Genomic DNA, 24,655 nt, shown 5'->3' on the forward strand with positions numbered 1-24,655 from the left:
CACTGTCTCCTATTACACGCGACGCTTCTTCGGCGGACGGCACCCGTTATGCGGGATTGGCGTCACGTCGGTGATGCTGGCGATTTTGTAGCCACAGCCGTTCAATGCACGGACAGCGGATTCGCGACCTGGACCTGGACCCTTGACGTTGACGTCGAGGTTTTTCAGGCCGTATTCCAGGGCTGCTTGACCAGCACGCTCAGCAGCCACCTGGGCAGCGAACGGAGTGGATTTACGAGAGCCGCGGAAACCGGAACCACCGGAGGTAGCCCAGGACAGGGCGTTACCTTGACGGTCGGTAATGGTCACGATGGTGTTGTTGAAAGACGCGTGAATGTGGGCGATCCCATCAACCACTGTCTTTTTGACTTTCTTACGAGTACGAGCAGCAGGCTTAGCCATGACTTATTTCCTGTCGATTCGCGGGCGCAATTACTTGCGGATCGGCTTACGCGGGCCCTTACGGGTACGCGCGTTGGTCTTGGTGCGCTGACCGCGGACCGGAAGGCCACGGCGATGGCGCAGACCGCGGTAGCAGCCCAGGTCCATCAGACGCTTGATTTTCATGTTGATTTCGCGGCGCAGGTCACCTTCAGTGGTGAACTTGGCGACTTCGCCACGCAGCTGCTCGATCTGCTCGTCAGAGAGATCTTTGATCTTTACCGCCGGGTTGACACCGGTCACTGCACAGATTTTCTGAGCAGTAGTCCGACCAACACCGTAGATGTAGGTCAGCGAGATAACAGTGTGCTTGTTATCCGGAATGTTGACGCCTGCAATACGGGCCATTCAGTGGAACTCCAATTGACAGCTACCCACGCCCTGGAAGCCAAGAAATAGGGCGCGCGATATTAGCGCTGTAATAACAAAGAATCAACCCGGCAGCGCACTAGCTGCCGGGCTCATTACGCGTAAATCACACTCAGCCTTGGCGCTGCTTGTGACGCGGCTCCGCGCTGCAGATCACGCGAACAACACCTTCGCGGCGGATGATCTTGCAGTTACGGCACAGCTTCTTGACCGATGCACGAACTTTCATCAGTAACTCCTAGAACCTTACGGACGCGATGTCAGCGGAGCATTCCGCCGCCATAACCCTTCAGGTTGGCTTTCTTCATCAGGGATTCGTACTGGTGCGAAACGAGGTGAGATTGCACTTGAGACATAAAGTCCATCACAACCACGACCACGATCAGCAACGAGGTCCCGCCAAGGTAGAACGGTACGTTGGCTGCAACCACCAGAAACTGGGGCAGCAGGCAAACAGCCGTCATGTACAGAGCACCGAACATGGTCAAGCGGGTCAGCACACCATCGATATAGCGTGCAGATTGCTCACCCGGACGGATACCCGGAATAAAGGCACCGGACTTCTTCAGGTTTTCCGCTACGTCTTTCGGGTTGAACATCAGCGCCGTATAGAAGAAGCAGAAGAAAATGATCCCTGCACTAAACAGCAGAATGTTCAACGGCTGACCGGGAGCGATCGCCTGCGAAATATCCTGCAGCCAGCCCAGACCTTCGGACTGACCAAACCAGGAACCCAGCGAAGCCGGGAACAGCAGGATACTGCTGGCAAAAATGGCCGGGATAACGCCCGCCATGTTCACCTTCAGGGGCAGGTGGCTGGTCTGCGCAGCGAAGACCTTGCGGCCCTGCTGACGCTTGGCGTAGTGCACCGCAATGCGACGCTGACCACGCTCAATGAACACCACGAAACCGATGATCGCTACCGCCAACAGACCGATGGCAATCAGGGCAAAGATATTGATATCGCCCTGACGAGCAGACTCGAAAGACTGCCCGATTGCCGACGGCAAGCCGGCCACGATGCCAGCAAAAATCAGCATCGAGATACCGTTGCCGACACCGCGCTCGGTGATTTGCTCGCCCAGCCACATCATGAACATGGCGCCCGACACAAAGGTCGTCACCGCCACGAAGTGGAAGCCGAAATCAGTCGAAAACGCTACACCCTGGCTCGCCAGGCCGACGGACATGCCGACAGCCTGAACGATGGCCAGGATCAAAGTGCCGTAGCGGGTGTACTGGCTGATCTTGCGACGGCCAGCTTCCCCTTCCTTCTTCAACTGCTCCAGCTGCGGGCTGACAACGGTCATCAGCTGCATGATGATCGATGCCGAAATGTACGGCATGATCCCCAGTGCAAAGATGCTCATCCGCTCCAGCGCGCCGCCGGAAAACATGTTGAACAGGCTAAGAATGGTCCCCTCATTCTGTCGAAACAGTTCGGCCAGCCGGTCAGGGTTTATTCCGGGCACCGGAATGTGCGCACCGATCCGATAGACGATGATCGCCAGGAACAGAAAACGCAGCCGAGCCCACAGCTCGGACAACCCGCCATTGCTGAGCGCTGAGAGAGCACCTTGCTTAGCCATTTAGTCCTCGAACTTGCCGCCAGCTGCTTCGATAGCCGCACGCGCACCTTTGGTGGCAGCGATACCTTTCAGGGTAACCGCACGAGTAACCTCGCCGGACAGCATGACTTTCACACGCCGTACGTTTTGGTTAATCAGGTTGGCATCCTTCAGCGACTGCACGGTAACGACGTCGCCTTCCACCTTGGCCAGCTCGGAGGTACGCACTTCGGCGCGATCCATGGCTTTCAGGGAAACGAAGCCGAACTTCGGCAGACGACGGTGCAACGGCTGTTGACCACCCTCGAAGCCCGGAGCGATGGTGCCACCGGAGCGGGAGGTTTGACCTTTGTGGCCGCGGCCACCGGTCTTGCCCAAACCACTACCGATACCACGACCCGGACGATGCTTCTCGCGACGGGAACCCGGCGCAGGACTCAGATCATTGAGTTTCATCGATTAACCCTCGACGCGCAGCATGTAGTAAGCCTTGTTGATCATCCCGCGATTCTCGGGAGTATCCTGGACTTCTACAGTGTGACCGATGCGACGCAGACCCAGACCCTTAACGCACAGTTTGTGGTTAGGGATACGGCCGGTCATGCTCTTGATCAGCGTAACTTTGACGGTAGCCATGATCAGCGGATCTCCTCAACACTCTTGCCACGCTTGGCAGCGATGGACTGAGGGGACTGCATGGCCTTCAGACCCTTGAAGGTGGCATGAACCACGTTCACCGGGTTAGTCGAGCCGTAGCACTTGGCCAGAACGTTCTGCACGCCAGCCACTTCCAGCACAGCACGCATGGCGCCGCCAGCGATGATGCCGGTACCTTCGGAAGCCGGCTGCATGAACACGTGGGACGCGCCATGAACTGCCTTCATCGGGTATTGCAGAGTGGTGCCGTTCAGGTCGACCTGAATCATGTTGCGACGTGCAGCTTCCATCGCCTTCTGGATGGCAGCAGGTACTTCGCGAGACTTGCCACGACCGAAGCCAACACGACCATTGCCATCACCTACCACGGTCAACGCGGTGAAAGTGAAGATACGGCCGCCTTTGACGGTCTTGGCAACGCGGTTAACCTGCACCAGTTTCTCGGTGTAGCCATCGCTCTGGGCATCGTCACGGTTACCGCGATCGCGCTTTTGCTCGTTATTTGCCATAACTTAGAACTCCAGCCCGCCTTCACGAGCAGCATCAGCCAGTGCTTTCACACGGCCGTGGTACTTGAAGCCAGAACGATCGAACGCAACCTGGGTAACGCCAGCGGCTTTCGCACGCTCAGCGACCAGTTGGCCAACCTTTTTGGCCGCGTCGACGTTGCCAGTGGCGCCGTCACGCAGTTCTTTGTCCAGAGTCGAGGCGGTAGCCAGGACCTTGGCGCCGTCGGCCGAAATGACCTGGGCGTAGATATGCTGGGAAGAGCGATACACGCAAAGGCGTACGGTTTCCAGCTCGCGCATTTTCAGGCGTGCCTTGCGAGCACGGCGCAGACGAGTTTCTTTCTTTACGCTCATTTGCTATGCCCTACTTCTTCTTAGCTTCTTTACGACGGACGACTTCGTCGGCGTAACGCACACCTTTGCCTTTGTACGGCTCTGGCGGACGGAAGTCGCGAATCTCGGCAGCCACCTGACCAACCATTTGCTTGTCGATACCCTTGATCAGGATATCGGTCTGGCTCGGGGTTTCAGCGGTGATGCCTTCCGGCAGTTGGTAGTCCACCGGGTGCGAGAAGCCAAGAGCAAGGTTCAGCACCTGGCCTTTAGCCTGGGCTTTGTAGCCCACGCCAACCAGTTGCAGCTTGCGCTCAAAGCCTTGGCTGACGCCAATGACCATGTTGTTGACCAACGCACGGGTGGTACCGGCCATGGCACGATTCTGCTGATCGCCATTACGCGCAGCAAAACGCAGCTCACCAGATTCCTGGATCACTTCCACGGACGAATGTACATTCAGCTCCAGAGTGCCCTTGGCACCCTTAACCGAAAGCTTCTGGCCAGCGAGATTAATCTCGACACCTGCCGGTAGCTTGACGGGGTTCTTAGCAACGCGAGACATGCTTATCCCCCCTTAGAACACAGTGCAAAGCACTTCGCCGCCGACACCGGCAGCGCGCGCAGCGCGATCCGTCATCACACCCTTGTTGGTGGAGACGATGGATACACCGAGACCGCCGCGAACTTTCGGCAGCTGGTCGACGGGCTTGTACTGACGCAGACCAGGGCGGCTGACGCGTTTTACTTCTTCAATGACCGGACGGCCCTCGAAGTACTTCAGCTCGATGGACAGCTGCGGTTTTACGTCGCTGCTGATCTGATAACCCGCAATATAACCTTCGTTCTTCAGAACCTGGGCTACAGCCACCTTCAGCTTGGAAGACGGCATGCTTACGACGGACTTTTCAGCCATCTGGGCATTACGGATACGAGTTAGCATGTCCGCTAACGGGTCCTGCATACTCATGGGCTAGATGCTCCTAAACAAAAAGAACAGCCTTACGGCTGGAACCATCCTGAACCGGCGCACAGAATGCAGGCTCAGGAGAGCCGGACATTCTAGAGACCGATCAAAAATGAATCAAGCCCCAAAAGGGGCTTGATTCATAGAAAGACAAAGCCGGCACTAGGCCGGCTTCGTTTTTATTACCAGCTGGCCTTGACCAGACCCGGTACATCACCACGCATGGCAGCTTCACGCAGCTTGATACGGCCGAGGCCGAACTTGCGGTAAACGCCGTGCGGACGGCCGGTGATGCGGCAACGGTTACGCAGGCGGCTGGCGCTGGCGTCACGCGGTTGCTTTTGCAGGGCGACCTGGGCTTCCCAACGCTGCTCCGGAGTGGAGTTAGGGTTGGCGATGACAGCTTTCAGCTCGGCACGCTTCTTGGCGTACTTGGCTACCGTTTGCTGACGCTTCAGCTCACGGTTTTTCATGCTCATTTTGGCCATGATCCAACTCCAATCAGTTGCGGAACGGGAACTTGAATGCACGCAGCAGAGCGCGGCCTTCGTCGTCCGTACGGGCAGTGGTGGTCAGGGTAATGTCCAGACCACGCAGCGCATCGATCTTGTCGTAATCGATTTCCGGGAAAATGATCTGCTCTTTGACACCCATGCTGTAGTTGCCACGGCCGTCGAAGGACTTGGCATTCAGGCCGCGGAAGTCACGCACGCGCGGCAGGGAGATCGCGAGCAGGCGATCCAGGAATTCGTACATACGATCGCGACGCAGGGTCACCTTGACGCCGATCGGCCAGCCCTCGCGAACCTTGAAGCCTGCAATGGACTTGCGGGCATAGGTCACGACGGCTTTTTGACCGGTGATCTTTTCCAGGTCAGCAACAGCGTGCTCGATGACTTTCTTGTCGCCGATCGCTTCGCCGATACCCATGTTCAGGGTGATCTTGGTAACGCGCGGAACTTCCATCACGTTGCCCAGCTTCAGTTCTTCCTTCAGCTTGGGAGCGATTTCCTTCCGGTAAATCTCTTTCAGTCGTGCCATGGTGTTCTACCTATGATTCTCAAGCGCCAACCGGCTTTTGGGTGGACTTGAAGACACGAATTTTCTTACCGTCTTCAACTTTGAAGCCAACGCGGTCAGCCTTGTTGGTTTCATTGTTGAAAATGGCGACGTTAGAGACGTGCAGAGGCGCCTCTTTCTCGACGATACCGCCTTGAGCACCCAGCATCGGGTTCGGCTTGGTATGGCGCTTCACCAGGTTGATCCCACCAACGACCAGACGGTCGTCAGCGAGAACCTTGAGCACCTTGCCACGCTTACCTTTGTCTTTGCCGGCGATCACGATGATCTCGTCATCACGACGAATCTTTTGCATGACGGCTTCTCCTTACAGCACTTCGGGGGCGAGCGAGACGATCTTCATGAACTTCTCAGAACGAAGTTCACGAGTCACTGGCCCGAAGATACGGGTGCCGATCGGCTCTTGCTTGTTGTTCAGCAGAACAGCAGCGTTGCCATCAAAGCGGATGATCGAGCCATCAGGACGACGAACGCCGTGACGGGTGCGGACCACAACAGCGGTCATCACCTGGCCTTTCTTCACTTTACCGCGCGGAATTGCTTCCTTGACGGTGACCTTGATGATGTCGCCGATACCGGCGTAACGACGGTGCGAACCACCAAGGACCTTGATGCACATAACGCGACGAGCACCGCTGTTGTCAGCGACGTCGAGCATGGATTGAGTCTGAATCATATAATTTCTCCGACCCCTAGTCCTTAGACTTCCACGGCACGTTCGACGACTTCGACCAGAGCCCAAGACTTGGTCTTGGCCAGCGGACGGGTCTCACGAATGGTGACCTTGTCGCCGATGCGGCACTGATTGGTTTCGTCGTGGGCGTGCAGTTTGGTCGAACGCTTCACGTATTTACCGTAGATCGGGTGCTTAACGCGGCGCTCGATCAGAACGGTGATGGTCTTGTCCATTTTGTCGCTGACGACGCGGCCAGTCAGCGTGCGGACGGTTTTCTCAGCTTCAGCCATGATTACTTACCTGCCTGCTGGTTGAGCACAGTCTTCACGCGAGCAATGTCGCGCTTCACTTGCGAGAGCAGGTGAGACTGCCCCAACTGACCAGTTGCTTTCTGCATACGCAGATTGAACTGATCGCGCAGCAGACCGAGCAGTTGCTCGTTCAGCTGCTGAACCGATTTTTCACGAAGTTCATTCGCTTTCATCACATCACCGTCCGCTTAACAAAGGAGGTGGCGAGGGGCAGCTTTGCAGCAGCCAGGGCGAATGCCTCACGCGCCAGCTCTTCTGGAACACCTTCGATCTCGTACAGAACCTTGCCCGGCTGAATCTGGGCTACCCAGTACTCGACGCCGCCCTTCCCTTTACCCATACGAACTTCGAGGGGCTTTTTGGTAACAGGCTTGTCCGGGAAAACACGGATCCAGATTTTACCGCCACGCTTAACGTGACGAGTCAGGGCACGACGAGCCGACTCGATCTGACGAGCAGTCAGGCGACCACGTGCAACAGCTTTCAGGGCGAATTCGCCGAAGCTGACTTTGCTACCGCGCTGAGCCAGACCACGGTTGTGGCCAGTCATCTGCTTGCGGAATTTTGTACGCTTGGGTTGCAGCATTTTGCGTACTCCTTACTTGGCAGCTTTTTTACGAGGAGCGGGCGCTTGTGGTTTCAGCTCTTCTTTGAGGCCACCGATGACCTCACCTTTGAAGATCCAAACCTTCACACCGATCACACCGTAAGTGGTGTGCGCTTCGTAAGTGGCGTAATCGATATCGGCACGCAGGGTGTGCAGAGGCACACGACCTTCGCGATACCATTCGGTACGGGCGATTTCTGCACCGCCAAGACGACCGCTCACCTGGATCTTGATGCCCTTGGCACCAATACGCATGGCGTTTTGTACGGCACGTTTCATGGCGCGGCGGAACATCACACGACGCTCCAGCTGCTGAGCAACGCTCTGTGCTACCAACAGACCGTCGAGTTCCGGCTTGCGGATCTCTTCGATGTTGATGTGCACCGGCACACCCATTTGCTTGGTCAGGTCCTGACGCAGCTTCTCAACATCTTCACCTTTCTTGCCGATCACGATGCCGGGACGAGCGGTGTGGATGGTGATGCGTGCAGTCTGAGCCGGACGAGCAATGTCGATACGGCTTACGGACGCGCTTTTTAGTTTGTCTTGGAGATACTCACGGACCTTGAGGTCGGCAAACAGATAATCAGCGTATTGACGCTTGTCTGCGTACCAAACGGAGGTGTGCTCCTTGACGATTCCCAGGCGAATGCCAGTGGGATGTACTTTCTGACCCATCTGATCGACTCCGTTACTTGTCCGCAACCTTGACAGTGATATGGCAAGACCGCTTGACGATGCGATCAGCGCGGCCTTTGGCACGCGGCATGATGCGCTTCAGCGAACGCCCCTCGTTGACGAAAACGGTGCTGACCTTCAGGTCATCAACGTCTGCGCCCTCGTTGTGCTCGGCGTTGGCTACGGCCGACTCCAGCACTTTCTTCATGATCTCGGCGGCTTTCTTACTGCTGAAAGCCAGGAGGTTGAGCGCTTCGCCCACCTTCTTCCCGCGGATCTGGTCGGCGACCAAGCGGGCTTTCTGGGCGGAGATGCGAGCGCCCGACAACTTAGCGGCTACTTCCATTTCCTTACCCCTTAACGCTTGGCTTTCTTGTCCGCCACGTGCCCACGATAAGTGCGGGTACCAGCGAACTCGCCGAGTTTGTGGCCGACCATGTCTTCGTTCACGAGAACGGGGACGTGTTGGCGACCGTTATGTACAGCGATGGTCAGACCGACCATTTGCGGCAGGATCATGGAACGACGCGACCAGGTTTTAACCGGCTTGCGATCATTCTTTTCCATCGCCACTTCGACCTTCTTCAGTAGGTGAAGATCGATAAAAGGACCTTTTTTCAGAGAACGCGGCACTGTCGTATCCCTCTAGTTACTTGCGACGACGGACGATCATGTTGTCGGTGCGTTTGTTACCACGAGTCTTCGCGCCCTTAGTCGGGAAGCCCCATGGAGACACCGGATGACGGCCACCAGAGGTACGACCTTCACCACCACCATGTGGGTGGTCTACCGGGTTCATCGCCACACCGCGAACGGTCGGGCGAACACCGCGCCAGCGCTTGGCACCAGCTTTACCCAGCGAACGCAGGCTGTGCTCGGAGTTCGAGACTTCGCCCAGGGTCGCACGGCATTCAGCCAGTACTTTACGCATCTCGCCGGAGCGCAGACGCAGAGTGACGTAAGCACCTTCACGAGCAACCAGCTGAGCCGAAGCACCAGCGGAACGCGCGATCTGAGCACCTTTACCTGGCTTCAGCTCGATACCGTGAACGGTCGAACCCACCGGGATGCTGCGCAGCGACATGCTGTTGCCAGCCTTGATCGGAGCAGCGGAACCAGCGATCAGCTGATCACCAGCGCTCACGCCTTTCGGCGCGATGATGTAGCGACGCTCACCGTCGGCGTACTTCAGCAGAGCGATGTGCGCGGTACGGTTCGGATCGTATTCGATACGCTCGACAGTGGCTGGGATGCCATCTTTGTCGTTGCGACGGAAATCGACCAGACGATAGTGCTGCTTGTGACCACCACCAATGTGACGAGTGGTGATGCGACCGTTGTTGTTACGGCCGCCAGTCTTCGACTTCTTCTCGAGCAGCGGAGCATGAGGAGCGCCTTTGTGCAGCTCCTGATTGACCACCTTGACCACGAAACGGCGGCCAGCGGAAGTCGGTTTGCATTTAACGATTGCCATGATGCACCCCTACCTTACTCAGCACTGCTGGCGAAATCGATGTCCTGGCCCGGCTGAAGAGCGATGTACGCCTTCTTCCAGTCGTTACGCTTGCCAACGCCGCGAGCGGTGCGCTTGCTTTTACCGAGAACGTTCACGGTATTAACAGCGGCCACTTTCACGTTGAACAGGCTTTCGACGGCCTTCTTGATTTCCAGCTTGGTTGCATCAGTGGCAACCTTGAAAACGAATTGGCTCTTGCCGTCCGCCAGCACAGTGGCTTTCTCGGAGACATGCGGGCCAACCAGCACTTTGAATACGCGTTCCTGGTTCATCCCAGCAGCTCCTCGAATTTCTTCACGGCAGACACGGTGACCAGCACCTTGTCGTAGGCGATCAGGCTGACAGGATCGGAACCTTGAACGTCGCGTACGTCGACGTGCGGCAGGTTGCGCGCAGCCAGGTACAGGTTCTGATCAACAGCATCAGACACGATCAGAACGTCGTTCAGACCCATGCCATTCAGCTTGTCCAGGAGAACCTTGGTTTTCGGCGCATCAACAGCGAAGTCTTCTACAACAACCAGGCGATCAGCACGCACCAACTCGGAGAGGATCGAGCGCAGAGCGGCGCGATACATCTTCTTGTTGAGCTTCTGGTCATGGTTCTGCGGACGAGCTGCGAAGGTCACGCCACCGCCACGCCAGATCGGACCACGAGTGGTACCAGCACGAGCACGACCAGTGCCCTTCTGACGCCACGGACGCTTGCCACCACCGGACACGTCGGAACGAGTCTTCTGCTGCTTGCTGCCCTGACGACCGCCAGCCATGTAGGCGACAACGGCCTGGTGAACCAGGGTCTCGTTGTATTCGCTACCGAAAGTCGCGTCGGAGACTTCGATCGCCTGAGCGTTAGTTACATTCAATTGCATCTCAGCATCTCCCCTTAACCGCGAGCCTTGGTAGCCGGACGCACAACCAGATTGCCGCCAGTAGCGCCAGGAACGGCACCCTTGACCAGCAGCAGATTGCGTTCAGCGTCGACGCGCACAACTTCCAGGGACTGCACGGTCACGCGCTCAGCGCCCATATGACCGGACATTTTTTTGCCCTTGAATACACGACCAGGAGTCTGGCACTGGCCGATGGAGCCCGGGACGCGGTGAGAGAGGGAGTTACCGTGGGTATTGTCCTGACCACGGAAGTTCCAACGCTTGATGGTACCGGCAAAGCCTTTACCCTTGGATTCACCGGTGACATCCACCAGCTGACCAGCTTGGAACAACTCAGCGGTGATCTGATCGCCAGCCTGGTACTCGCCTTCTTCAAGACGGAATTCCCAAACACCGCGACCAGCAGCAACATTTGCCTTGGCAAAGTGGCCAGCCTGAGCCTTGGTTACGCGGGAAGCACGACGCTCACCAACGGTAACCTGCACGGCGCGATAGCCATCGCTTTCTTCAGTTTTGAACTGGGTGACGCGATTCGGCTCGATCTCAATGACCGTAACCGGAATGGAGACACCTTCTTCGGTGAAAATGCGGGTCATGCCGCACTTACGACCGACTACACCAATAGTCATGTTGTAAACCTCATGAGTGTACGGGGCTTTCACCCGCTATGGCCGCCCATTTCAGAGCGTTACACGACTAAAACCCCAAGGTTTTAGCCGAGGCTGATCTGCACTTCCACGCCAGCTGCAAGGTCAAGCTTCATCAGCGCGTCAACGGTTTTATCCGTCGGCTGGACGATGTCCAGAACACGCTTATGAGTGCGAATCTCGTACTGATCACGCGCGTCTTTGTTGACGTGCGGAGAAGTCAGTACGGTGAAACGCTCCTTGCGAGTAGGCAGAGGAATAGGACCACGCACCTGAGCACCAGTACGTTTCGCGGTTTCCACGATTTCCTGGGTGGATTGATCGATCAGGCGATGGTCAAAAGCCTTCAACCGAATACGGATTTGTTGGTTTTGCATTTTGACCTCAGACTCTATCTCTGCTATCCCCAACGGACGGACTACGCCCGTTAAAAGGAGGCGTGATTGTACGGATGCGTCCAGGGGGTGTCAACTTTTGATCAGAAAACAGAAAAGGCCCCGAAGGGCCTTTTCTTTTACCGCGACAATCGATTACTCGATGATCTTGGCAACCACGCCAGCACCAACGGTACGGCCGCCTTCGCGAATCGCGAAACGCAGACCATCTTCCATGGCGATCGGCTTGATCAGGGTGACAACCATTTTCACGTTGTCGCCCGGCATTACCATTTCAACGCCTTCCGGCAGTTCGCACGAACCGGTTACGTCGGTGGTACGGAAGTAGAACTGCGGACGGTAGCCCTTGAAGAACGGAGTGTGACGACCGCCTTCCTCTTTGGACAGCACGTACACTTCAGCTTCGAACTTGGTGTGCGGCTTGATGGTGCCCGGCTTGGCCAGAACCTGACCACGCTCTACGTCGTCACGCTTGGTGCCGCGCAGCAGAACGCCGCAGTTCTCACCAGCACGACCTTCGTCGAGCAGCTTGCGGAACATTTCAACGCCGGTGCAGGTGGTCTTGGTGGTGTCACGCAGACCAACGATCTCGATTTCTTCCTGGATCTTAACGATACCGCGCTCTACACGACCGGTAACTACAGTACCGCGGCCGGAGATCGAGAATACGTCTTCGATCGGCATCAGGAACGGCTTGTCGATGGCACGAACCGGCTCTGGGATGTAGCTGTCCAGAGTTTCAACCAGCTTCTTCACAGCGCTGGTGCCCATTTCGTTGTCGTCTTGGCCGTTCAGAGCCATCAGAGCAGAACCGATGATGATCGGAGTGTCGTCGCCCGGGAAGTCGTAGGTCGACAGCAGGTCACGAACTTCCATCTCAACCAGTTCCAGCAGCTCGGCGTCGTCAACCATGTCAGCCTTGTTCAGGAAGACCACGATGTACGGAACACCTACCTGACGGGACAGCAGGATGTGCTCGCGGGTCTGCGGCATCGGGCCGTCAGCAGCGGAGCAAACCAGGATCGCGCCGTCCATCTGGGCAGCACCGGTGATCATGTTTTTGACGTAGTCGGCGTGGCCCGGGCAGTCAACGTGCGCGTAGTGGCGAACAGCCGAGTCGTACTCAACGTGAGCGGTGTTGATGGTGATACCGCGAGCTTTTTCTTCCGGGGCGCTGTCGATCTTGTCGAAGTCAACGCGAGCCGAACCGAATACTTCGGAGCAAACGCGGGTCAGAGCTGCGGTCAGGGTGGTTTTACCGTGGTCAACGTGACCGATGGTGCCTACGTTGACGTGCGGTTTGTTACGTTCAAACTTTTCTTTAGCCACGACAGTGAACTCCTTGCCTAAAGGGCTGAATCAGCCTTGTTTTTTGGTTACAGACTCGACGATGTGCGACGGAGCCGTATTGTATTTTTTGAATTCCATAGAGTAGCTAGCGCGACCCTGAGACATGGAACGGACGTCGGTCGCATAACCGAACATCTCACCCAGCGGAACTTCGGCGCGAATTACTTTGCCGGAGACCGTGTCTTCCATACCCAAGATCATGCCGCGACGGCGGTTAAGGTCGCCCATCACGTCACCCATATAGTCTTCAGGGGTAACAACCTCTACCGCCATGATCGGCTCGAGCAGCTCACCACCGCCCTTCTGGGCCAGCTGCTTGGTTGCCATGGAGGCAGCCACCTTGAACGCCATCTCGTTCGAGTCGACGTCGTGGTAAGAACCATCAAACACGGTAGCCTTCAGGCCGATCAGCGGATAGCCGGCAACAACGCCGTTCTTCATCTGCTCTTCGATACCCTTCTGGATAGCCGGGATGTATTCCTTAGGAACCACACCACCCACTACTTCGTTCACGAACTGCAGACCTTCCTGACCTTCGTCAGCAGGAGCAAAACGGATCCAGCAATGGCCGAACTGACCACGACCGCCGGACTGACGAACGAACTTGCCTTCGATTTCACAGTTCTTCGTGATGCGCTCACGATAGGAAACCTGAGGCTTACCGATGTTGGCTTCGACGTTGAACTCACGGCGCATCCGGTCAACCAGGATGTCCAGGTGCAACTCGCCCATGCCGGAGATGATGGTCTGACCAGTCTCCTCATCGGTCTTGACGCGGAAAGACGGGTCTTCCTGAGCAAGTTTGCCCAGAGCGATACCCATTTTTTCCTGGTCGTCCTTGGTCTTAGGCTCCACGGCAACCGAAATAACCGGCTCCGGGAAGTCCATGCGAACCAGGATGATCGGCTGATCAGCGTTGCACAAAGTTTCACCGGTGGTGACGTCCTTCATGCCGATCAAGGCCGCGATGTCACCAGCGCGTACTTCCTTGATCTCTTCGCGGGCGTTTGCGTGCATCTGCACCATACGACCCACGCGCTCTTTCTTGCCCTTAACCGAGTTGACCACGCCGTCACCGGAGGCCAACACGCCCGAGTAAACGCGGACGAAGGTCAAGGTACCCACGAAGGGGTCGGTAGCGATCTTGAACGCCAGTGCCGCGAACGGCTCGTCGTCACTTGCATGACGCTCCATTTCCTCTTCCTCGTTATCCGGGTTGGAACCCTTGATAGCAGGAATGTCGGTAGGAGCAGGCAGGAAGTCGATAACGGCGTCGAGAACCAGGGGAACACCCTTGTTCTTGAAGGAAGAACCGCAAACAGCCAGAACGATTTCACCAGCGATAGTACGCTGACGCAGGGCCGACTTGATCTCAGCAATGCTCAGCTCTTCGCCTTCCAGGTACTTGTTCATCAGCTCTTCGTTGGCTTCGGCCGCAGCCTCAACCATGTTGCTGCGCCACTTCTCGGCTTCTTCCAGCAATTCAGCCGGAATTTCCTTGCGCACAGGAACCATGCCCTTGTCAGCATCGTTCCAGTAGACAGCTTGCATGTTGATCAGATCGATCTGACCCTGGAAGTTGTCTTCGGAACCGATAGCCAGCTGGATCGGCACTGGAGTGTGACCCAGGCGCTGCTTGATCTGACCGATCACGCGCAGGAAGTCAGCACCGGCACGGTCCATCTTGTTGACGTAAACAAGACGCGGAACGCCGTATTTGTTGGCCTGACGCCATACGGTTTCCGACTGCGGCTCAACGCCCGAAGTGCCGCAGAACACAACGACAGCGCCGTCAAGTACGCGCAGCGAGCGCTCTACTTCGATGGTGAAGTCAACGTGCCCCGGGGTGTCGATGACGTTGAAGCGGTGCTCGTCCTTGTACTGCTTCTCGGAACCTTTCCAGAAAGCGGTAATGGCAGCAGAGGTGATGGTAATACCACGCTCCTGCTCCTGCACCATCCAGTCGGTGGTCGCGGCGCCGTCATGCACCTCGCCCATCTTGTGGCTTTTGCCGGTGTAGAAAAGGACACGCTCGGTGGTCGTGGTTTTACCCGCGTCCACGTGAGCCACGATACCGATGTTACGGTACCGGTTAATCGGTGTAGTACGAGCCATAAAGCCCTCGCAAATTTAGAAGCGCTGAAATTAGAAGCGGTAGTGCGAGAAGGCCTTGTTGGCTTCAGCCATACGGTGCACGTCTTCACGCTTCTTCACTGCGGCGCCTTTGCCTTCAGCAGCATCCAGCAGCTCGCCAGCAAGGCGCAGAGCCATGGACTTCTCGCCACGCTTACGCGCGTAATCCACCAGCCAACGCATGGCCAGGGCATTACGGCGGGACGGACGAACTTCGACCGGGACCTGGTAAGTCGCACCGCCAACACGGCGGGACTTCACTTCGACCAGCGGAGCGATGGCGTCGAGAGCTTTCTCGAAGATCTCCAGGGGATCGCTGTTCTTGCGCGCTTTAACAGTTTCCAGAGCACCGTAAACGATACGCTCGGCGACTGCTTTCTTGCCGCTTTCCATCACGTGGTTCATGAATTTGGCGAGAATCAGGCTTCCGTATTTCGGATCGTCCAGAATCTCACGCTTAGCTGCTACACGACGTCTTGGCATGATAAGCCCTCAAACGGTCTTCAGGTTAGCCCGGGACCATAACCATTCGGTTACGCCCGACCTTACTCTTATCGACTCAATAAAAAGAAAAATGGCGAACCGAATTACTTCGGACGCTTGGTACCGTACTTCGAGCGACCCTGCTTACGGTCTTTAACGCCGGTGGTATCCAGCGAACCGCGAACAGTGTGGTAGCGCACACCCGGAAGGTCTTTTACACGACCGCCACGGATCAGCACGACGCTGTGCTCTTGCAGGTTGTGACCTTCACCACCGATGTAGGAGGTGACTTCAAAACCGTTGGTCAGACGAACACGGCACACTTTACGCAGTGCGGAGTTCGGTTTCTTCGGCGTGGTGGTGTACACGCGGGTGCACACGCCACGACGCTGCGGGCAGTTCTGCAGCGCAGGAACGTCGGATTTCTCGACGATACGCTTGCGCGGCTGACGTACCAGCTGGTTGATAGTTGCCATCTACTAGCTCCACTGTTGTCTTTCGACGCTATTTATTACAACAAAAGCAAAATGGCAGAGCACAACGCCCTGCCAAATTTAGGGGTGCATGAGTCTAAAGAGACTGAAGCCCCCAGTCAAGGCAACGCCCCGGACGATTGCTCGCCCGGGGCATCACACTCAATTGCCGGAGTTCAGCGCTTCGGTCAGCGCCGCTTCCACTTCACTGGCGCTCACTCGCACCGGCTTGTCGGCTTCACGGCGACGCTTGCGCTCGCTGTGGTAAGCCAGACCGGTACCGGCCGGGATCAGACGACCCACCACCACGTTTTCCTTCAGGCCGCGCAGATAGTCACGCTTGCCGGTAACCGCCGCTTCAGTCAGTACGCGAGTGGTCTCCTGGAAGGAGGCCGCCGAGATGAACGACTCGGTGGACAGCGAGGCCTTGGTGATACCCAGCAGAACGCGGTCGAACTTGGAGATGAACTTGTCATCAGCCGACAGACGCTCGTTCTCGCCCAGTACGTGGGTCAGTTCCATCTGGTCGCCCTTGATGAAGCTGGAATCGCCGGATTCGGTGATCTCAACTTTACGCAGCATCTGACGCAGGATGGTCTCGATGTGCTTGTCGTTGATCTTCACGCCCTGCAGGCGGTAAACGTCCTGGATCTCGTTGACGATGTACTTGGCCAGCGCGCTGACGCCCAGCAGACGCAGGATGTCGTGCGGATCGCTCGGGCCGTCGGAGATAACTTCGCCGCGGTTCACTTGTTCGCCTTCGAAGACGTTCAGGTGACGCCACTTCGGAATCAGCTCCTCGTACGGATCGCTGCCATCAGTCGGGGTAATGACCAGACGGCGCTTGCCTTTGGTCTCTTTACCGAAGGCGATGGTGCCGCTGATTTCCGCCAGGATCGAGGCTTCTTTCGGACGACGCGCTTCGAACAAGTCGGCAACGCGCGGCAGACCACCGGTGATGTCGCGGGTCTTCGAGGTTTCCTGCGGGATACGGGCGATAACGTCACCGACCGCAATCTGCGCACCGTCAGCCACGCCGACCAGGGCGTTGGCCGGCAGGAAGTACTGGGCCGGTACATCAGTACCCGGCAGCAGCAGTTCCTTGCCATTGGCGTCGACCATCTTGATCGCCGGACGAATGTCCTTGCCAGCGGCCGGACGGTCTTTCGGATCCAGCACTTCGATGTTGGTCAGACCGGTCAGTTCGTCGGTCTGGCGCTTGATGGTGATGCCTTCTTCCATGCCGACGAAGGTAACCACACCCTTCATCTCGGTCACGATCGGGTGGGTGTGCGGGTCCCACTTGGCGACGATGGCGCCAGCTTCGACCTTGTCACCTTCCTTCACGGAAATCACGGCACCGTACGGCAGCTTGTAGCGCTCGCGCTCGCGACCGAACTCGTCGGCCACGGCCAGCTCGCCGGAGCGGGAAACCGCTACCAGGTTGCCGTCCACGCGCTCGACGTGCTTCAGGTTGTGCAGACGGATAGCACCGCCGTTCTTCACCTGAACGCTGTCAGCTGCGGAAGTACGGCTGGCCGCACCACCGATGTGGAACGTACGCATGGTCAGCTGGGTACCCGGCTCACCGATGGACTGGGCCGCGATAACGCCGACCGCTTCACCGATGTTGACCTGATGACCACGGGCCAGATCGCGACCGTAGCACTTGGCGCAGATGCCGTAGCGGGTTTCGCAGCTGATCGGCGAACGCACGATCACTTCGTCGATGCTGGCACGCTCGATGAACTCGACCCACTGCTCGTCGACCAGGGTACCGGCCGGCACGATGACTTCGTCGCTGCCCGGCTTGAATACGTCCTTGGCGATCACTCGACCCAGTACGCGCTCGCCCAGCGGCTCGACCACGTCACCGCCTTCGATGTGCGGGGTCATCAGCAGACCGTGTTCGGTACCGCAATCGACCTCGGTCACTACCAGATCCTGCGCCACGTCGACCAGACGACGAGTCAGGTAACCGGAGTTCGCGGTCTTCAGTGCGGTATCCGCCAGACCTTTACGAGCACCGTGAGTGGAGATGAAGTACTGCAGTACGTTCAGGCCTTCACGGAAGTTGGCGGTGATCGGCGTCTCGATGATGGAGCCGTCCGGCTTGGCCATCAGACCACGCATACCGGCCAGCTGGCGGATCTGCGCGGCGCTACCACGAGCACCGGAGTCAGCCATCATGTACATGGAGTTGAAGGACTCCTGCTCGACGGTCTTGCCTTCACGATCGACAACCGACTCTTTCGAGAGGTTGGCCATCATCGCCTTCGACACTTCGTCGTTGGCCTTGGACCAGAGGTCGATCACCTTGTTGTACTTCTCGCCCTGGGTTACCAGGCCGGAGGCATACTGCGATTCGATTTCCTTCACTTCCTCGGTGGCGGCGTCGATGATGCGCGCCTTCTCATCCGGGATGACGAAGTCGTTCACGCCGATCGACACACCGGAGATGGTCGAGTAGGCGAAACCGGTGTACATCAGCTGGTCAGCGAAGATCACGGTCTCTTTCAGACCAACCACGCGATAGCACTGGTTGATCAGCTTGGAGATCGCCTTCTTCTTCATCGACTGGTTGACCACGTCGAAGGGCAGGCCCGCCGGCACGATCTGGAACAGCAGGGCGCGACCAACAGTCGTGTCGACGATGCGGGTACGGCGGGTAACCGAGCCGTCCTTCTCGTTGACCACTTCGTTGACGCGTACCTTGACCCGAGCGTGCAGGGAGGCTTCGCCGCCACGGAACACGCGGTCAACTTCCTGCAGGTCGGCGAATACGCGACCTTCACCCTTGGCGTTCACCGCTTCACGGGTCATGTAGTACAGACCCAGAACCACGTCCTGCGACGGCACGATGATCGGCTCGCCGTTGGCAGGCGAGAGGATGTTGTTGGTCGACATCATCAGCGCACGCGCTTCCAGCTGGGCTTCCAGCGTCAGCGGTACGTGGACGGCCATCTGGTCACCGTCGAAGTCGGCGTTGTACGCGGCGCAGACCAGCGGGTGCAGCTGGATCGCTTTACCTTCGATCAGAACCGGCTCGAACGCCTGGATACCCAGACGGTGCAGGGTCGGTGCGCGGTTGAGCAGTACGGGGTGTTCGCGGATGACTTCGGCGAGAACGTCCCAAACCTCGGGCAGCTCGCGCTCGACCATCTTCTTGGCGGCCTTGATGGTGGTCGCCATGCCGCGCATTTCCAGCTTGCCAAAAATGAACGGCTTGAACAGCTCAAGCGCCATCTTCTTCGGTAGACCGCACTGGTGCAGACGCAGAGTCGGACCCACGGTGATCACGGAACGACCGGAGTAGTCCACACGCTTACCGAGAAGGTTCTGACGGAAGCGACCTTGCTTACCTTTGATCATGTCGGCCAGCGACTTCAGCGGACGCTTGTTCGAGCCAGTGATGGCGCGACCGCGACGGCCGTTGTCGAGCAGGGCGTCGACTGCTTCCTGCAGCATGCGCTTTTCGTTGCGCACGATGATGTCCGGCGCCGACAGATCAAGCAGGCGCTTCAGACGGTTGTTACGGTTGATCACGCGGCGATACAGATCGTTCAGATCGGAAGTCGCGAAGCGGCCGCCATCCAGCGGAACAAGCGGACGCAGGTCCGGCGGCAGTACCGGCAGAACGGTCAGGACCATCCACTCCGGATGGTTGCCGGAGTCCTTGAAGGCTTCCATCAGCTTCAGGCGCTTGGACAGCTTCTTGATCTTGGTTTCCGAGTTGGTCTGCGGAATCTCTTCGCGCAGGCGGCCAATCTCGTGGTCCAGGTCGATGGCGTTGAGCAGCTCACGAACAGCTTCGGCGCCCATGCGCGCGTCGAAGTCGTCACCGAACTCTTCGAGAGCTTCGAAGTACTGCTCGTCATTCAGCAGCTGGCCCTTTTCCAGGGTGGTCATGCCCGGATCGATAACGACATAGCTCTCGAAATAGAGCACGCGTTCGATGTCACGCAGGGTCATGTCCAGCAGCAGGCCAATACGGCTCGGCAGGGACTTCAGGAACCAGATGTGAGCAACCGGCGAGGCCAGTTCGATGTGCGCCATGCGCTCACGACGAACCTTGGCCAGGGCCACTTCCACGCCACACTTCTCGCAGATCACGCCGCGATGCTTCAAGCGCTTGTACTTACCGCACAGGCACTCGTAATCCTTTACCGGGCCAAAGATCTTGGCGCAGAACAGACCATCGCGCTCAGGCTTGAAGGTACGGTAGTTGATGGTTTCCGGCTTTTTCACTTCACCGAAAGACCAGGAACGGATCATCTCAGGCGAAGCCAGACCGATACGGATCGCATCGAACTCTTCCACCTGACCCTGGTTTTTCAACAGATTCAGCAAGTCTTTCAAGGCCTTTCCTCCTCACGGACCAGCGGCAACCCGGCCTTGGCCGGGCGCCGCATAGGCGGTGCGTGTTATTCGGTTTCCAGTTCGATGTCGATACCGAGCGAGCGGATCTCTTTGATCAACACGTTGAAGGACTCGGGCATGCCGGCCTCCATGCGGTGATCGCCGTCCACGATGTTCTTGTACATCTTGGTCCGGCCGTTCACGTCGTCCGACTTCACGGTCAGCATTTCCTGCAGGGTGTAAGCGGCGCCGTAGGCTTCCAGTGCCCAGACCTCCATCTCACCGAAGCGCTGACCACCGAACTGCGCCTTACCACCCAGCGGCTGCTGGGTAACCAGGCTGTAGGAACCGGTGGAACGAGCGTGCATCTTGTCGTCGACCAGGTGGTTCAGTTTGAGCATGTACATGTAGCCGACAGTGGTCGGACGCTCGAACTGGTTGCCGGTACGGCCGTCAGTCAGGCGCATCTGGCCGCTTTCCGGCAGATCGGCCAGCTTGAGCATGGCCTTGATCTCGCTTTCCTTGGCACCGTCGAATACCGGGGTAGCCATCGGCACACCGCCACGCAGGTTCTTCGCCAGGTCGAGGATCTCGGTATCGGACAGCTCGTTCAGGTTTTCCTGACGACCACCGATCTCGTTGTAGATCTGCTGCATGAACTTGCGCAGCTCGGCGACCTTGCGCTGCTCTTCGAGCATGCGGTTGATCTTCTCGCCCAGACCTTTGGCCGCAAGGCCCAGGTGGGTTTCGAGGATCTGCCCGACGTTCATACGCGACGGTACGCCCAGCGGGTTGAGGACGATGTCGACCGGGGTACCATTGGCATCGTGCGGCATGTCTTCGACCGGCATGATCACCGAGACCACACCCTTGTTACCGTGACGACCAGCCATCTTGTCGCCCGGCTGGATGCGACGCTTGATGGCCAGGTAGACCTTGACGATCTTCAGTACGCCCGGCGCCAGGTCGTCGCCCTGCTGCAGCTTGCGCTTCTTGTCTTCGAACTTGTCGTCGAGCAGTTGGCGACGGTCGCTGATGTAGGCCTGGGCCTTTTCCAGCTGCTCGTTGAGAGCATCTTCCGCCATGCGCAGCTTGAACCACTGACCGCGCTCGAGACCGTCGAGGTAAGCGTCGTCGATCACTGCACCTTTCTTCAGGCCAGCGCCGCCTTCGGCCTTGGCACCAACCAGGGCGGAGCGCAGACGCTCGAAGGTGGCGCCTTCGACGATGCGGAACTCTTCGTTGAGGTCCTTGCGGATCTCGTCGAGCTGCATCTTCTCGATGGACAGGGCGCGCGAGTCGCGCTCCACGCCATCACGGGTGAAGACCTGCACGTCAATGACGGTGCCCTTGGTGCCGGTCGGCACACGCAGGGAGGTGTCTTTCACGTCGCTGGCTTTCTCACCGAAGATCGCACGCAGCAGCTTCTCTTCCGGAGTCAGCTGGGTCTCGCCTTTCGGAGTGACCTTGCCGACCAGGATGTCGCCGGCGCCAACTTCGGCACCCACATAAACGATACCGGCTTCGTCCAGCTTGTTCAGTGCAGCTTCACCGACGTTCGGGATGTCTGCAGTGATTTCCTCTGGGCCAAGCTTGGTGTCACGCGCCACACAGGTCAGTTCCTGGATGTGGATCGTGGTGAAGCGGTCTTCCTGAACCACGCGTTCGGACAGGCAGATGGAGTCTTCGAAGTTGAAGCCGTTCCACGGCATGAACGCGACGCGCATGTTCTGACCCAGTGCCAGCTCACCCATGTCGGTGGACGGGCCGTCAGCCAGAATGTCGCTGCGCGAAACCTTGTCACCCTTGCTCACCAGCGGACGCTGGTTGATGCAGGTGTTCTGGTTCGAGCGGGTGTATTTGGTCAGGTTGTAGATGTCGACGCCGGCTTCGCCAGTTTCGACTTCGTCGTCATTGACGCGAACTACAACACGGCTGGCATCGACGGAGTCGATCACGCCACCACGACGAGCCACGACGCAGACGCCGGAGTCACGGGCAACGTTGCGCTCCATACCGGTACCGACCAGCGGCTTGTCGGCGCGCAAGGTGGGTACAGCCTGACGCTGCATGTTCGAACCCATCAACGCACGGTTGGCGTCGTCGTGTTCGAGGAACGGAATCAGCGAGGCCGCAACAGAAACTACCTGCTTCGGCGACACGTCCATCAGGGTGACGTCTTCCGGCGCCTTGACGGTGAATTCGTTCAGGTGACGAACAGCCACCAGCTCGTCGGTCAGCATGCCCTTGTCGTTCATGGTCGCCGAAGCCTGGGCGATCACATGATCGGCCTCTTCGATGGCGGACAGGAAGACGATTTCATCGGTAACCAGACCGGCCTTGACCACACGGTACGGGCTTTCCAGGAAGCCGTACTGATTGGTGCGCGCATACGCAGCCAGGGAGTTGATCAGACCGATGTTCGGACCTTCAGGGGTCTCGATCGGGCACACGCGACCGTAGTGGGTCGGGTGTACGTCACGGACTTCGAAGCCGGCACGCTCACGGGTCAGACCACCTGGGCCGAGTGCGGAGACGCGGCGCTTGTGGGTGATCTCGGAGAGCGGGTTGTTCTGGTCCATGAACTGCGAGAGCTGGCTGGAACCGAAGAACTCTTTCACCGCCGCCGCAACCGGCTTGGCGTTGATCAGATCCTGCGGCATCAGGCCTTCGCTTTCAGCCATCGACAGACGCTCTTTGACCGCACGCTCCACACGTACCAGGCCAACGCGGAACTGGTTCTCGGCCATTTCGCCGACGCAACGTACGCGACGGTTACCCAGGTGGTCGATGTCGTCGACGATGCCCTTGCCGTTACGGATATCAACCAGGGTCTTCAGTACGGCAACAATGTCTTCCTTGCTCAGTACACCCGAACCCTCGATCTCGGTGCGACCGATACGACGGTTGAACTTCATGCGGCCGACGGCCGACAGGTCGTAACGTTCGGCGCTGAAGAACAGGTTGTTGAACAGGGTCTCGGCAGCATCCTTGGTTGGCGGCTCGCCAGGACGCATCATGCGGTAGATCTCGACCAGAGCTTCCAACTGGTTGCTGGTGGAGTCGATCTTCAGCGTGTCGGAGATGAACGGACCGCAATCGATATCGTTGGTGTACAGGGTCTCGATACGGACAACCTGGGCCTTGACTATCTTGGCCAGCAGGTCGGCGCTCAGCTCGGTGTTGCACTCGGCAACGATCTCGCCGGTCGACGGATGCACGATGGCTTTCGCGGTGGTGCGGCCCAGCACGTAGTCGAGCGGAACTTCCAGCTCTTTGATGCCGGCCTTGTCGATCTGGTTGATGTGGCGCGCAGTGATACGGCGGCCCTGCTCAACGATGACCTTGCCCTTCTCGTCCTTGATGTCGAAAGCGGCGATTTCGCCACGCAGACGCTGCGGCACCAGCTCCAGGTTGAGCGACTCGCCCTGCACGTGGAACACGTTGGTGGCGTAGAAGGCGTTGAGCACTTCTTCAGTGCTATAGCCCAGCGCGCGCAGCAGCACGGAAGCCGGCAGCTTGCGACGACGGTCGATACGCACGAACACGCAGTCCTTCGGGTCGAACTCGAAGTCCAGCCAGGAGCCACGGTAAGGAATGATACGCGCCGAATACAGCAGCTTGCCCGAGCTGTGAGTTTTGCCACGGTCGTGGTCGAAGAACACACCCGGCGAGCGGTGCAGCTGGGAAACGATGACGCGCTCGGTACCGTTGATGATGAAGGTACCGTTCTCGGTCATCAGGGGGATTTCCCCCATGTAGACTTCTTGCTCTTTGATGTCCTTGATCGCTTTATTCGACGATTCTTTGTCGAAAATGATCAGACGGACTTTGACCCGCAGCGGTACGGCGAATGTCACGCCACGCAGCACGCACTCTTTGACGTCGAATGCCGGCTCGCCCAGGCGATAGCCAACATACTCCAGAGCAGCATTGCCGGAATAGCTGATAATCGGGAATACGGACTTGAAGGCCGCATGCAGGCCAACGTCGCGGAACTGCTCCTTGCTCGCTCCCGCCTGCAGGAATTCGCGGTACGAATCCAACTGGATGGCCAGGAGATACGGCACATCCATCACGTCCGGCAACTTGCTAAAGTCCTTGCGGATACGTTTTTTCTCAGTGTATGAGTAAGCCATCAGCGTTCCCCAGCTTGGTCACCTGCTTGTTTGGCTGCTCCCGACGGCAACAGCCAGAAAATCTTGCAAACC

General features: G+C 57.9%; 31 protein-coding genes. All 31 read right to left on the reverse strand.

What is annotated here, in order from left to right; translation table 11 throughout:
- Positions 1–12: 12 nt before the first annotated feature.
- Positions 13–402: a 30S ribosomal protein S11 gene (gene rpsK, locus H3H45_RS14930; RefSeq protein WP_068829030.1), complete on the reverse strand. Its 390-nt coding sequence runs from the start codon at positions 400–402 to the stop codon at positions 13–15.
- Between the two features lie 30 nt (positions 403–432).
- Positions 433–789: a 30S ribosomal protein S13 gene (rpsM, locus tag H3H45_RS14935; RefSeq protein WP_068829029.1), complete on the reverse strand. Its 357-nt coding sequence runs from the start codon at positions 787–789 to the stop codon at positions 433–435.
- A 133-nt stretch (positions 790–922) separates the two neighbouring features.
- The gene (gene rpmJ, locus H3H45_RS14940; RefSeq protein WP_002555468.1) at positions 923–1,039 is read right to left on the reverse strand and encodes a 50S ribosomal protein L36; all 117 of its coding nucleotides are present in this window, start codon (positions 1,037–1,039) and stop codon (positions 923–925) included.
- Between the two features lie 31 nt (positions 1,040–1,070).
- Positions 1,071–2,399 carry a preprotein translocase subunit SecY gene (gene secY, locus H3H45_RS14945; protein WP_182834519.1) on the reverse strand — a complete coding sequence of 443 codons (1,329 nt, stop codon included), beginning with the start codon at positions 2,397–2,399 and terminating at the stop codon, positions 1,071–1,073.
- Positions 2,400–2,834, reverse strand: coding sequence for a 50S ribosomal protein L15 (rplO, locus tag H3H45_RS14950; protein ID WP_160082916.1), 435 nt, complete (start codon positions 2,832–2,834; stop codon positions 2,400–2,402).
- A gap of 3 nt (positions 2,835–2,837) precedes the next feature.
- Positions 2,838–3,014 carry a 50S ribosomal protein L30 gene (rpmD, locus tag H3H45_RS14955; RefSeq protein ID WP_003176408.1) on the reverse strand — a complete coding sequence of 59 codons (177 nt, stop codon included), beginning with the start codon at positions 3,012–3,014 and terminating at the stop codon, positions 2,838–2,840.
- A gap of 2 nt (positions 3,015–3,016) precedes the next feature.
- On the reverse strand, positions 3,017–3,544 hold the full coding sequence (gene rpsE / locus H3H45_RS14960; RefSeq protein WP_160082918.1) for a 30S ribosomal protein S5: 528 nt from the start codon (positions 3,542–3,544) through the stop codon (positions 3,017–3,019).
- Between the two features lie 3 nt (positions 3,545–3,547).
- The gene (gene rplR / locus H3H45_RS14965; RefSeq protein ID WP_021219603.1) at positions 3,548–3,898 is read right to left on the reverse strand and encodes a 50S ribosomal protein L18; all 351 of its coding nucleotides are present in this window, start codon (positions 3,896–3,898) and stop codon (positions 3,548–3,550) included.
- Between the two features lie 10 nt (positions 3,899–3,908).
- Positions 3,909–4,442, reverse strand: a complete 534-nt coding sequence (gene rplF / locus H3H45_RS14970; protein WP_182834520.1) for a 50S ribosomal protein L6 — start codon at positions 4,440–4,442, stop codon at positions 3,909–3,911.
- A gap of 12 nt (positions 4,443–4,454) precedes the next feature.
- Entirely contained in the window at positions 4,455–4,847 is a 393-nt protein-coding gene (rpsH, locus tag H3H45_RS14975) for a 30S ribosomal protein S8 (protein WP_160489004.1), read from the reverse strand.
- Positions 4,848–5,026: 179 nt separating this feature from the next.
- A complete protein-coding gene (gene rpsN / locus H3H45_RS14980) occupies positions 5,027–5,332 on the reverse strand; it encodes a 30S ribosomal protein S14 (protein WP_182834521.1) in 306 nt (101 codons plus the stop codon).
- A 13-nt stretch (positions 5,333–5,345) separates the two neighbouring features.
- Positions 5,346–5,885 (reverse strand): 50S ribosomal protein L5, encoded by a 540-nt coding sequence (gene rplE, locus H3H45_RS14985; protein WP_173203044.1) that lies wholly within the window; start codon positions 5,883–5,885, stop codon positions 5,346–5,348.
- Positions 5,886–5,904: 19 nt separating this feature from the next.
- Positions 5,905–6,219 (reverse strand): 50S ribosomal protein L24, encoded by a 315-nt coding sequence (rplX, locus tag H3H45_RS14990; protein WP_173203042.1) that lies wholly within the window; start codon positions 6,217–6,219, stop codon positions 5,905–5,907.
- A 12-nt stretch (positions 6,220–6,231) separates the two neighbouring features.
- A complete protein-coding gene (rplN, locus tag H3H45_RS14995; protein WP_003289207.1) occupies positions 6,232–6,600 on the reverse strand; it encodes a 50S ribosomal protein L14 in 369 nt (122 codons plus the stop codon).
- A 23-nt stretch (positions 6,601–6,623) separates the two neighbouring features.
- Positions 6,624–6,890 carry a 30S ribosomal protein S17 gene (gene rpsQ / locus H3H45_RS15000; RefSeq protein ID WP_173203040.1) on the reverse strand — a complete coding sequence of 89 codons (267 nt, stop codon included), beginning with the start codon at positions 6,888–6,890 and terminating at the stop codon, positions 6,624–6,626.
- Between the two features lie 2 nt (positions 6,891–6,892).
- Positions 6,893–7,084, reverse strand: a complete 192-nt coding sequence (gene rpmC, locus H3H45_RS15005; RefSeq protein ID WP_016490538.1) for a 50S ribosomal protein L29 — start codon at positions 7,082–7,084, stop codon at positions 6,893–6,895.
- A complete protein-coding gene (rplP, locus tag H3H45_RS15010; protein ID WP_160082936.1) occupies positions 7,084–7,497 on the reverse strand; it encodes a 50S ribosomal protein L16 in 414 nt (137 codons plus the stop codon). The genes rpmC and rplP overlap by 1 nt, the downstream gene beginning before the upstream one ends.
- A 12-nt stretch (positions 7,498–7,509) precedes the next feature.
- Positions 7,510–8,196: a 30S ribosomal protein S3 gene (rpsC, locus tag H3H45_RS15015; RefSeq protein ID WP_160082938.1), complete on the reverse strand. Its 687-nt coding sequence runs from the start codon at positions 8,194–8,196 to the stop codon at positions 7,510–7,512.
- Positions 8,197–8,209: 13 nt separating this feature from the next.
- Positions 8,210–8,542 carry a 50S ribosomal protein L22 gene (rplV, locus tag H3H45_RS15020; RefSeq protein WP_003103908.1) on the reverse strand — a complete coding sequence of 111 codons (333 nt, stop codon included), beginning with the start codon at positions 8,540–8,542 and terminating at the stop codon, positions 8,210–8,212.
- A gap of 11 nt (positions 8,543–8,553) precedes the next feature.
- Positions 8,554–8,829, reverse strand: a complete 276-nt coding sequence (rpsS, locus tag H3H45_RS15025) for a 30S ribosomal protein S19 (protein ID WP_173203038.1) — start codon at positions 8,827–8,829, stop codon at positions 8,554–8,556.
- 16 nt (positions 8,830–8,845) lie between these two features.
- Positions 8,846–9,670 carry a 50S ribosomal protein L2 gene (rplB, locus tag H3H45_RS15030; RefSeq protein WP_173203036.1) on the reverse strand — a complete coding sequence of 275 codons (825 nt, stop codon included), beginning with the start codon at positions 9,668–9,670 and terminating at the stop codon, positions 8,846–8,848.
- Between the two features lie 14 nt (positions 9,671–9,684).
- Positions 9,685–9,984, reverse strand: a complete 300-nt coding sequence (gene rplW / locus H3H45_RS15035; protein ID WP_160082942.1) for a 50S ribosomal protein L23 — start codon at positions 9,982–9,984, stop codon at positions 9,685–9,687.
- Positions 9,981–10,583, reverse strand: a complete 603-nt coding sequence (gene rplD / locus H3H45_RS15040; protein ID WP_173203034.1) for a 50S ribosomal protein L4 — start codon at positions 10,581–10,583, stop codon at positions 9,981–9,983. Before rplD ends, rplW begins: the two co-directional genes overlap by 4 nt.
- A gap of 14 nt (positions 10,584–10,597) precedes the next feature.
- Complete coding sequence (gene rplC, locus H3H45_RS15045; RefSeq protein ID WP_173203032.1) at positions 10,598–11,233, reverse strand: 50S ribosomal protein L3; 636 nt, start codon at positions 11,231–11,233, stop codon at positions 10,598–10,600.
- Between the two features lie 83 nt (positions 11,234–11,316).
- Positions 11,317–11,628, reverse strand: coding sequence for a 30S ribosomal protein S10 (gene rpsJ / locus H3H45_RS15050; protein WP_013789756.1), 312 nt, complete (start codon positions 11,626–11,628; stop codon positions 11,317–11,319).
- 153 nt (positions 11,629–11,781) lie between these two features.
- The gene (gene tuf / locus H3H45_RS15055; protein WP_182834522.1) at positions 11,782–12,975 is read right to left on the reverse strand and encodes an elongation factor Tu; all 1,194 of its coding nucleotides are present in this window, start codon (positions 12,973–12,975) and stop codon (positions 11,782–11,784) included.
- A gap of 30 nt (positions 12,976–13,005) precedes the next feature.
- Positions 13,006–15,111, reverse strand: coding sequence for an elongation factor G (fusA, locus tag H3H45_RS15060; protein ID WP_182834523.1), 2,106 nt, complete (start codon positions 15,109–15,111; stop codon positions 13,006–13,008).
- 30 nt (positions 15,112–15,141) lie between these two features.
- A complete protein-coding gene (gene rpsG / locus H3H45_RS15065; protein WP_173203028.1) occupies positions 15,142–15,612 on the reverse strand; it encodes a 30S ribosomal protein S7 in 471 nt (156 codons plus the stop codon).
- Between the two features lie 104 nt (positions 15,613–15,716).
- Complete coding sequence (rpsL, locus tag H3H45_RS15070) at positions 15,717–16,088, reverse strand: 30S ribosomal protein S12 (RefSeq protein ID WP_021217014.1); 372 nt, start codon at positions 16,086–16,088, stop codon at positions 15,717–15,719.
- 159 nt (positions 16,089–16,247) lie between these two features.
- Positions 16,248–20,444, reverse strand: coding sequence for a DNA-directed RNA polymerase subunit beta' (gene rpoC / locus H3H45_RS15075; RefSeq protein ID WP_182834524.1), 4,197 nt, complete (start codon positions 20,442–20,444; stop codon positions 16,248–16,250).
- Positions 20,445–20,509: 65 nt separating this feature from the next.
- Positions 20,510–24,583, reverse strand: coding sequence for a DNA-directed RNA polymerase subunit beta (rpoB, locus tag H3H45_RS15080; RefSeq protein WP_182834525.1), 4,074 nt, complete (start codon positions 24,581–24,583; stop codon positions 20,510–20,512).
- Positions 24,584–24,655 lie beyond the last annotated feature (72 nt).

It is taken from the genome of Aquipseudomonas guryensis (assembly GCF_014164785.1).
Taxonomy (GTDB): domain Bacteria; phylum Pseudomonadota; class Gammaproteobacteria; order Pseudomonadales; family Pseudomonadaceae; genus Aquipseudomonas; species Aquipseudomonas guryensis.

Coding starts and splice junctions, on each gene's coding strand:
- rpsK (WP_068829030.1), bottom strand. CDS start 402: ATGGCTAAGCCTGCTGCTCGTACTCGTAAGAAAGTCAAAAAGACAGTG.
- rpsM (WP_068829029.1), bottom strand. CDS start 789: ATGGCCCGTATTGCAGGCGTCAACATTCCGGATAACAAGCACACTGTT.
- rpmJ (WP_002555468.1), bottom strand. CDS start 1,039: ATGAAAGTTCGTGCATCGGTCAAGAAGCTGTGCCGTAACTGCAAGATC.
- secY (WP_182834519.1), bottom strand. CDS start 2,399: ATGGCTAAGCAAGGTGCTCTCTCAGCGCTCAGCAATGGCGGGTTGTCC.
- rplO (WP_160082916.1), bottom strand. CDS start 2,834: ATGAAACTCAATGATCTGAGTCCTGCGCCGGGTTCCCGTCGCGAGAAG.
- rpmD (WP_003176408.1), bottom strand. CDS start 3,014: ATGGCTACCGTCAAAGTTACGCTGATCAAGAGCATGACCGGCCGTATC.
- rpsE (WP_160082918.1), bottom strand. CDS start 3,544: ATGGCAAATAACGAGCAAAAGCGCGATCGCGGTAACCGTGACGATGCC.
- rplR (WP_021219603.1), bottom strand. CDS start 3,898: ATGAGCGTAAAGAAAGAAACTCGTCTGCGCCGTGCTCGCAAGGCACGC.
- rplF (WP_182834520.1), bottom strand. CDS start 4,442: ATGTCTCGCGTTGCTAAGAACCCCGTCAAGCTACCGGCAGGTGTCGAG.
- rpsH (WP_160489004.1), bottom strand. CDS start 4,847: ATGAGTATGCAGGACCCGTTAGCGGACATGCTAACTCGTATCCGTAAT.
- rpsN (WP_182834521.1), bottom strand. CDS start 5,332: ATGGCCAAAATGAGCATGAAAAACCGTGAGCTGAAGCGTCAGCAAACG.
- rplE (WP_173203044.1), bottom strand. CDS start 5,885: ATGGCACGACTGAAAGAGATTTACCGGAAGGAAATCGCTCCCAAGCTG.
- rplX (WP_173203042.1), bottom strand. CDS start 6,219: ATGCAAAAGATTCGTCGTGATGACGAGATCATCGTGATCGCCGGCAAA.
- rplN (WP_003289207.1), bottom strand. CDS start 6,600: ATGATTCAGACTCAATCCATGCTCGACGTCGCTGACAACAGCGGTGCT.
- rpsQ (WP_173203040.1), bottom strand. CDS start 6,890: ATGGCTGAAGCTGAGAAAACCGTCCGCACGCTGACTGGCCGCGTCGTC.
- rpmC (WP_016490538.1), bottom strand. CDS start 7,084: ATGAAAGCGAATGAACTTCGTGAAAAATCGGTTCAGCAGCTGAACGAG.
- rplP (WP_160082936.1), bottom strand. CDS start 7,497: ATGCTGCAACCCAAGCGTACAAAATTCCGCAAGCAGATGACTGGCCAC.
- rpsC (WP_160082938.1), bottom strand. CDS start 8,196: ATGGGTCAGAAAGTACATCCCACTGGCATTCGCCTGGGAATCGTCAAG.
- rplV (WP_003103908.1), bottom strand. CDS start 8,542: ATGGAAGTAGCCGCTAAGTTGTCGGGCGCTCGCATCTCCGCCCAGAAA.
- rplB (WP_173203036.1), bottom strand. CDS start 9,670: ATGGCAATCGTTAAATGCAAACCGACTTCCGCTGGCCGCCGTTTCGTG.
- rplW (WP_160082942.1), bottom strand. CDS start 9,984: ATGAACCAGGAACGCGTATTCAAAGTGCTGGTTGGCCCGCATGTCTCC.
- rplD (WP_173203034.1), bottom strand. CDS start 10,583: ATGCAATTGAATGTAACTAACGCTCAGGCGATCGAAGTCTCCGACGCG.
- rplC (WP_173203032.1), bottom strand. CDS start 11,233: ATGACTATTGGTGTAGTCGGTCGTAAGTGCGGCATGACCCGCATTTTC.
- rpsJ (WP_013789756.1), bottom strand. CDS start 11,628: ATGCAAAACCAACAAATCCGTATTCGGTTGAAGGCTTTTGACCATCGC.
- fusA (WP_182834523.1), bottom strand. CDS start 15,111: ATGGCTCGTACTACACCGATTAACCGGTACCGTAACATCGGTATCGTG.
- rpsG (WP_173203028.1), bottom strand. CDS start 15,612: ATGCCAAGACGTCGTGTAGCAGCTAAGCGTGAGATTCTGGACGATCCG.
- rpsL (WP_021217014.1), bottom strand. CDS start 16,088: ATGGCAACTATCAACCAGCTGGTACGTCAGCCGCGCAAGCGTATCGTC.
- rpoB (WP_182834525.1), bottom strand. CDS start 24,583: ATGGCTTACTCATACACTGAGAAAAAACGTATCCGCAAGGACTTTAGC.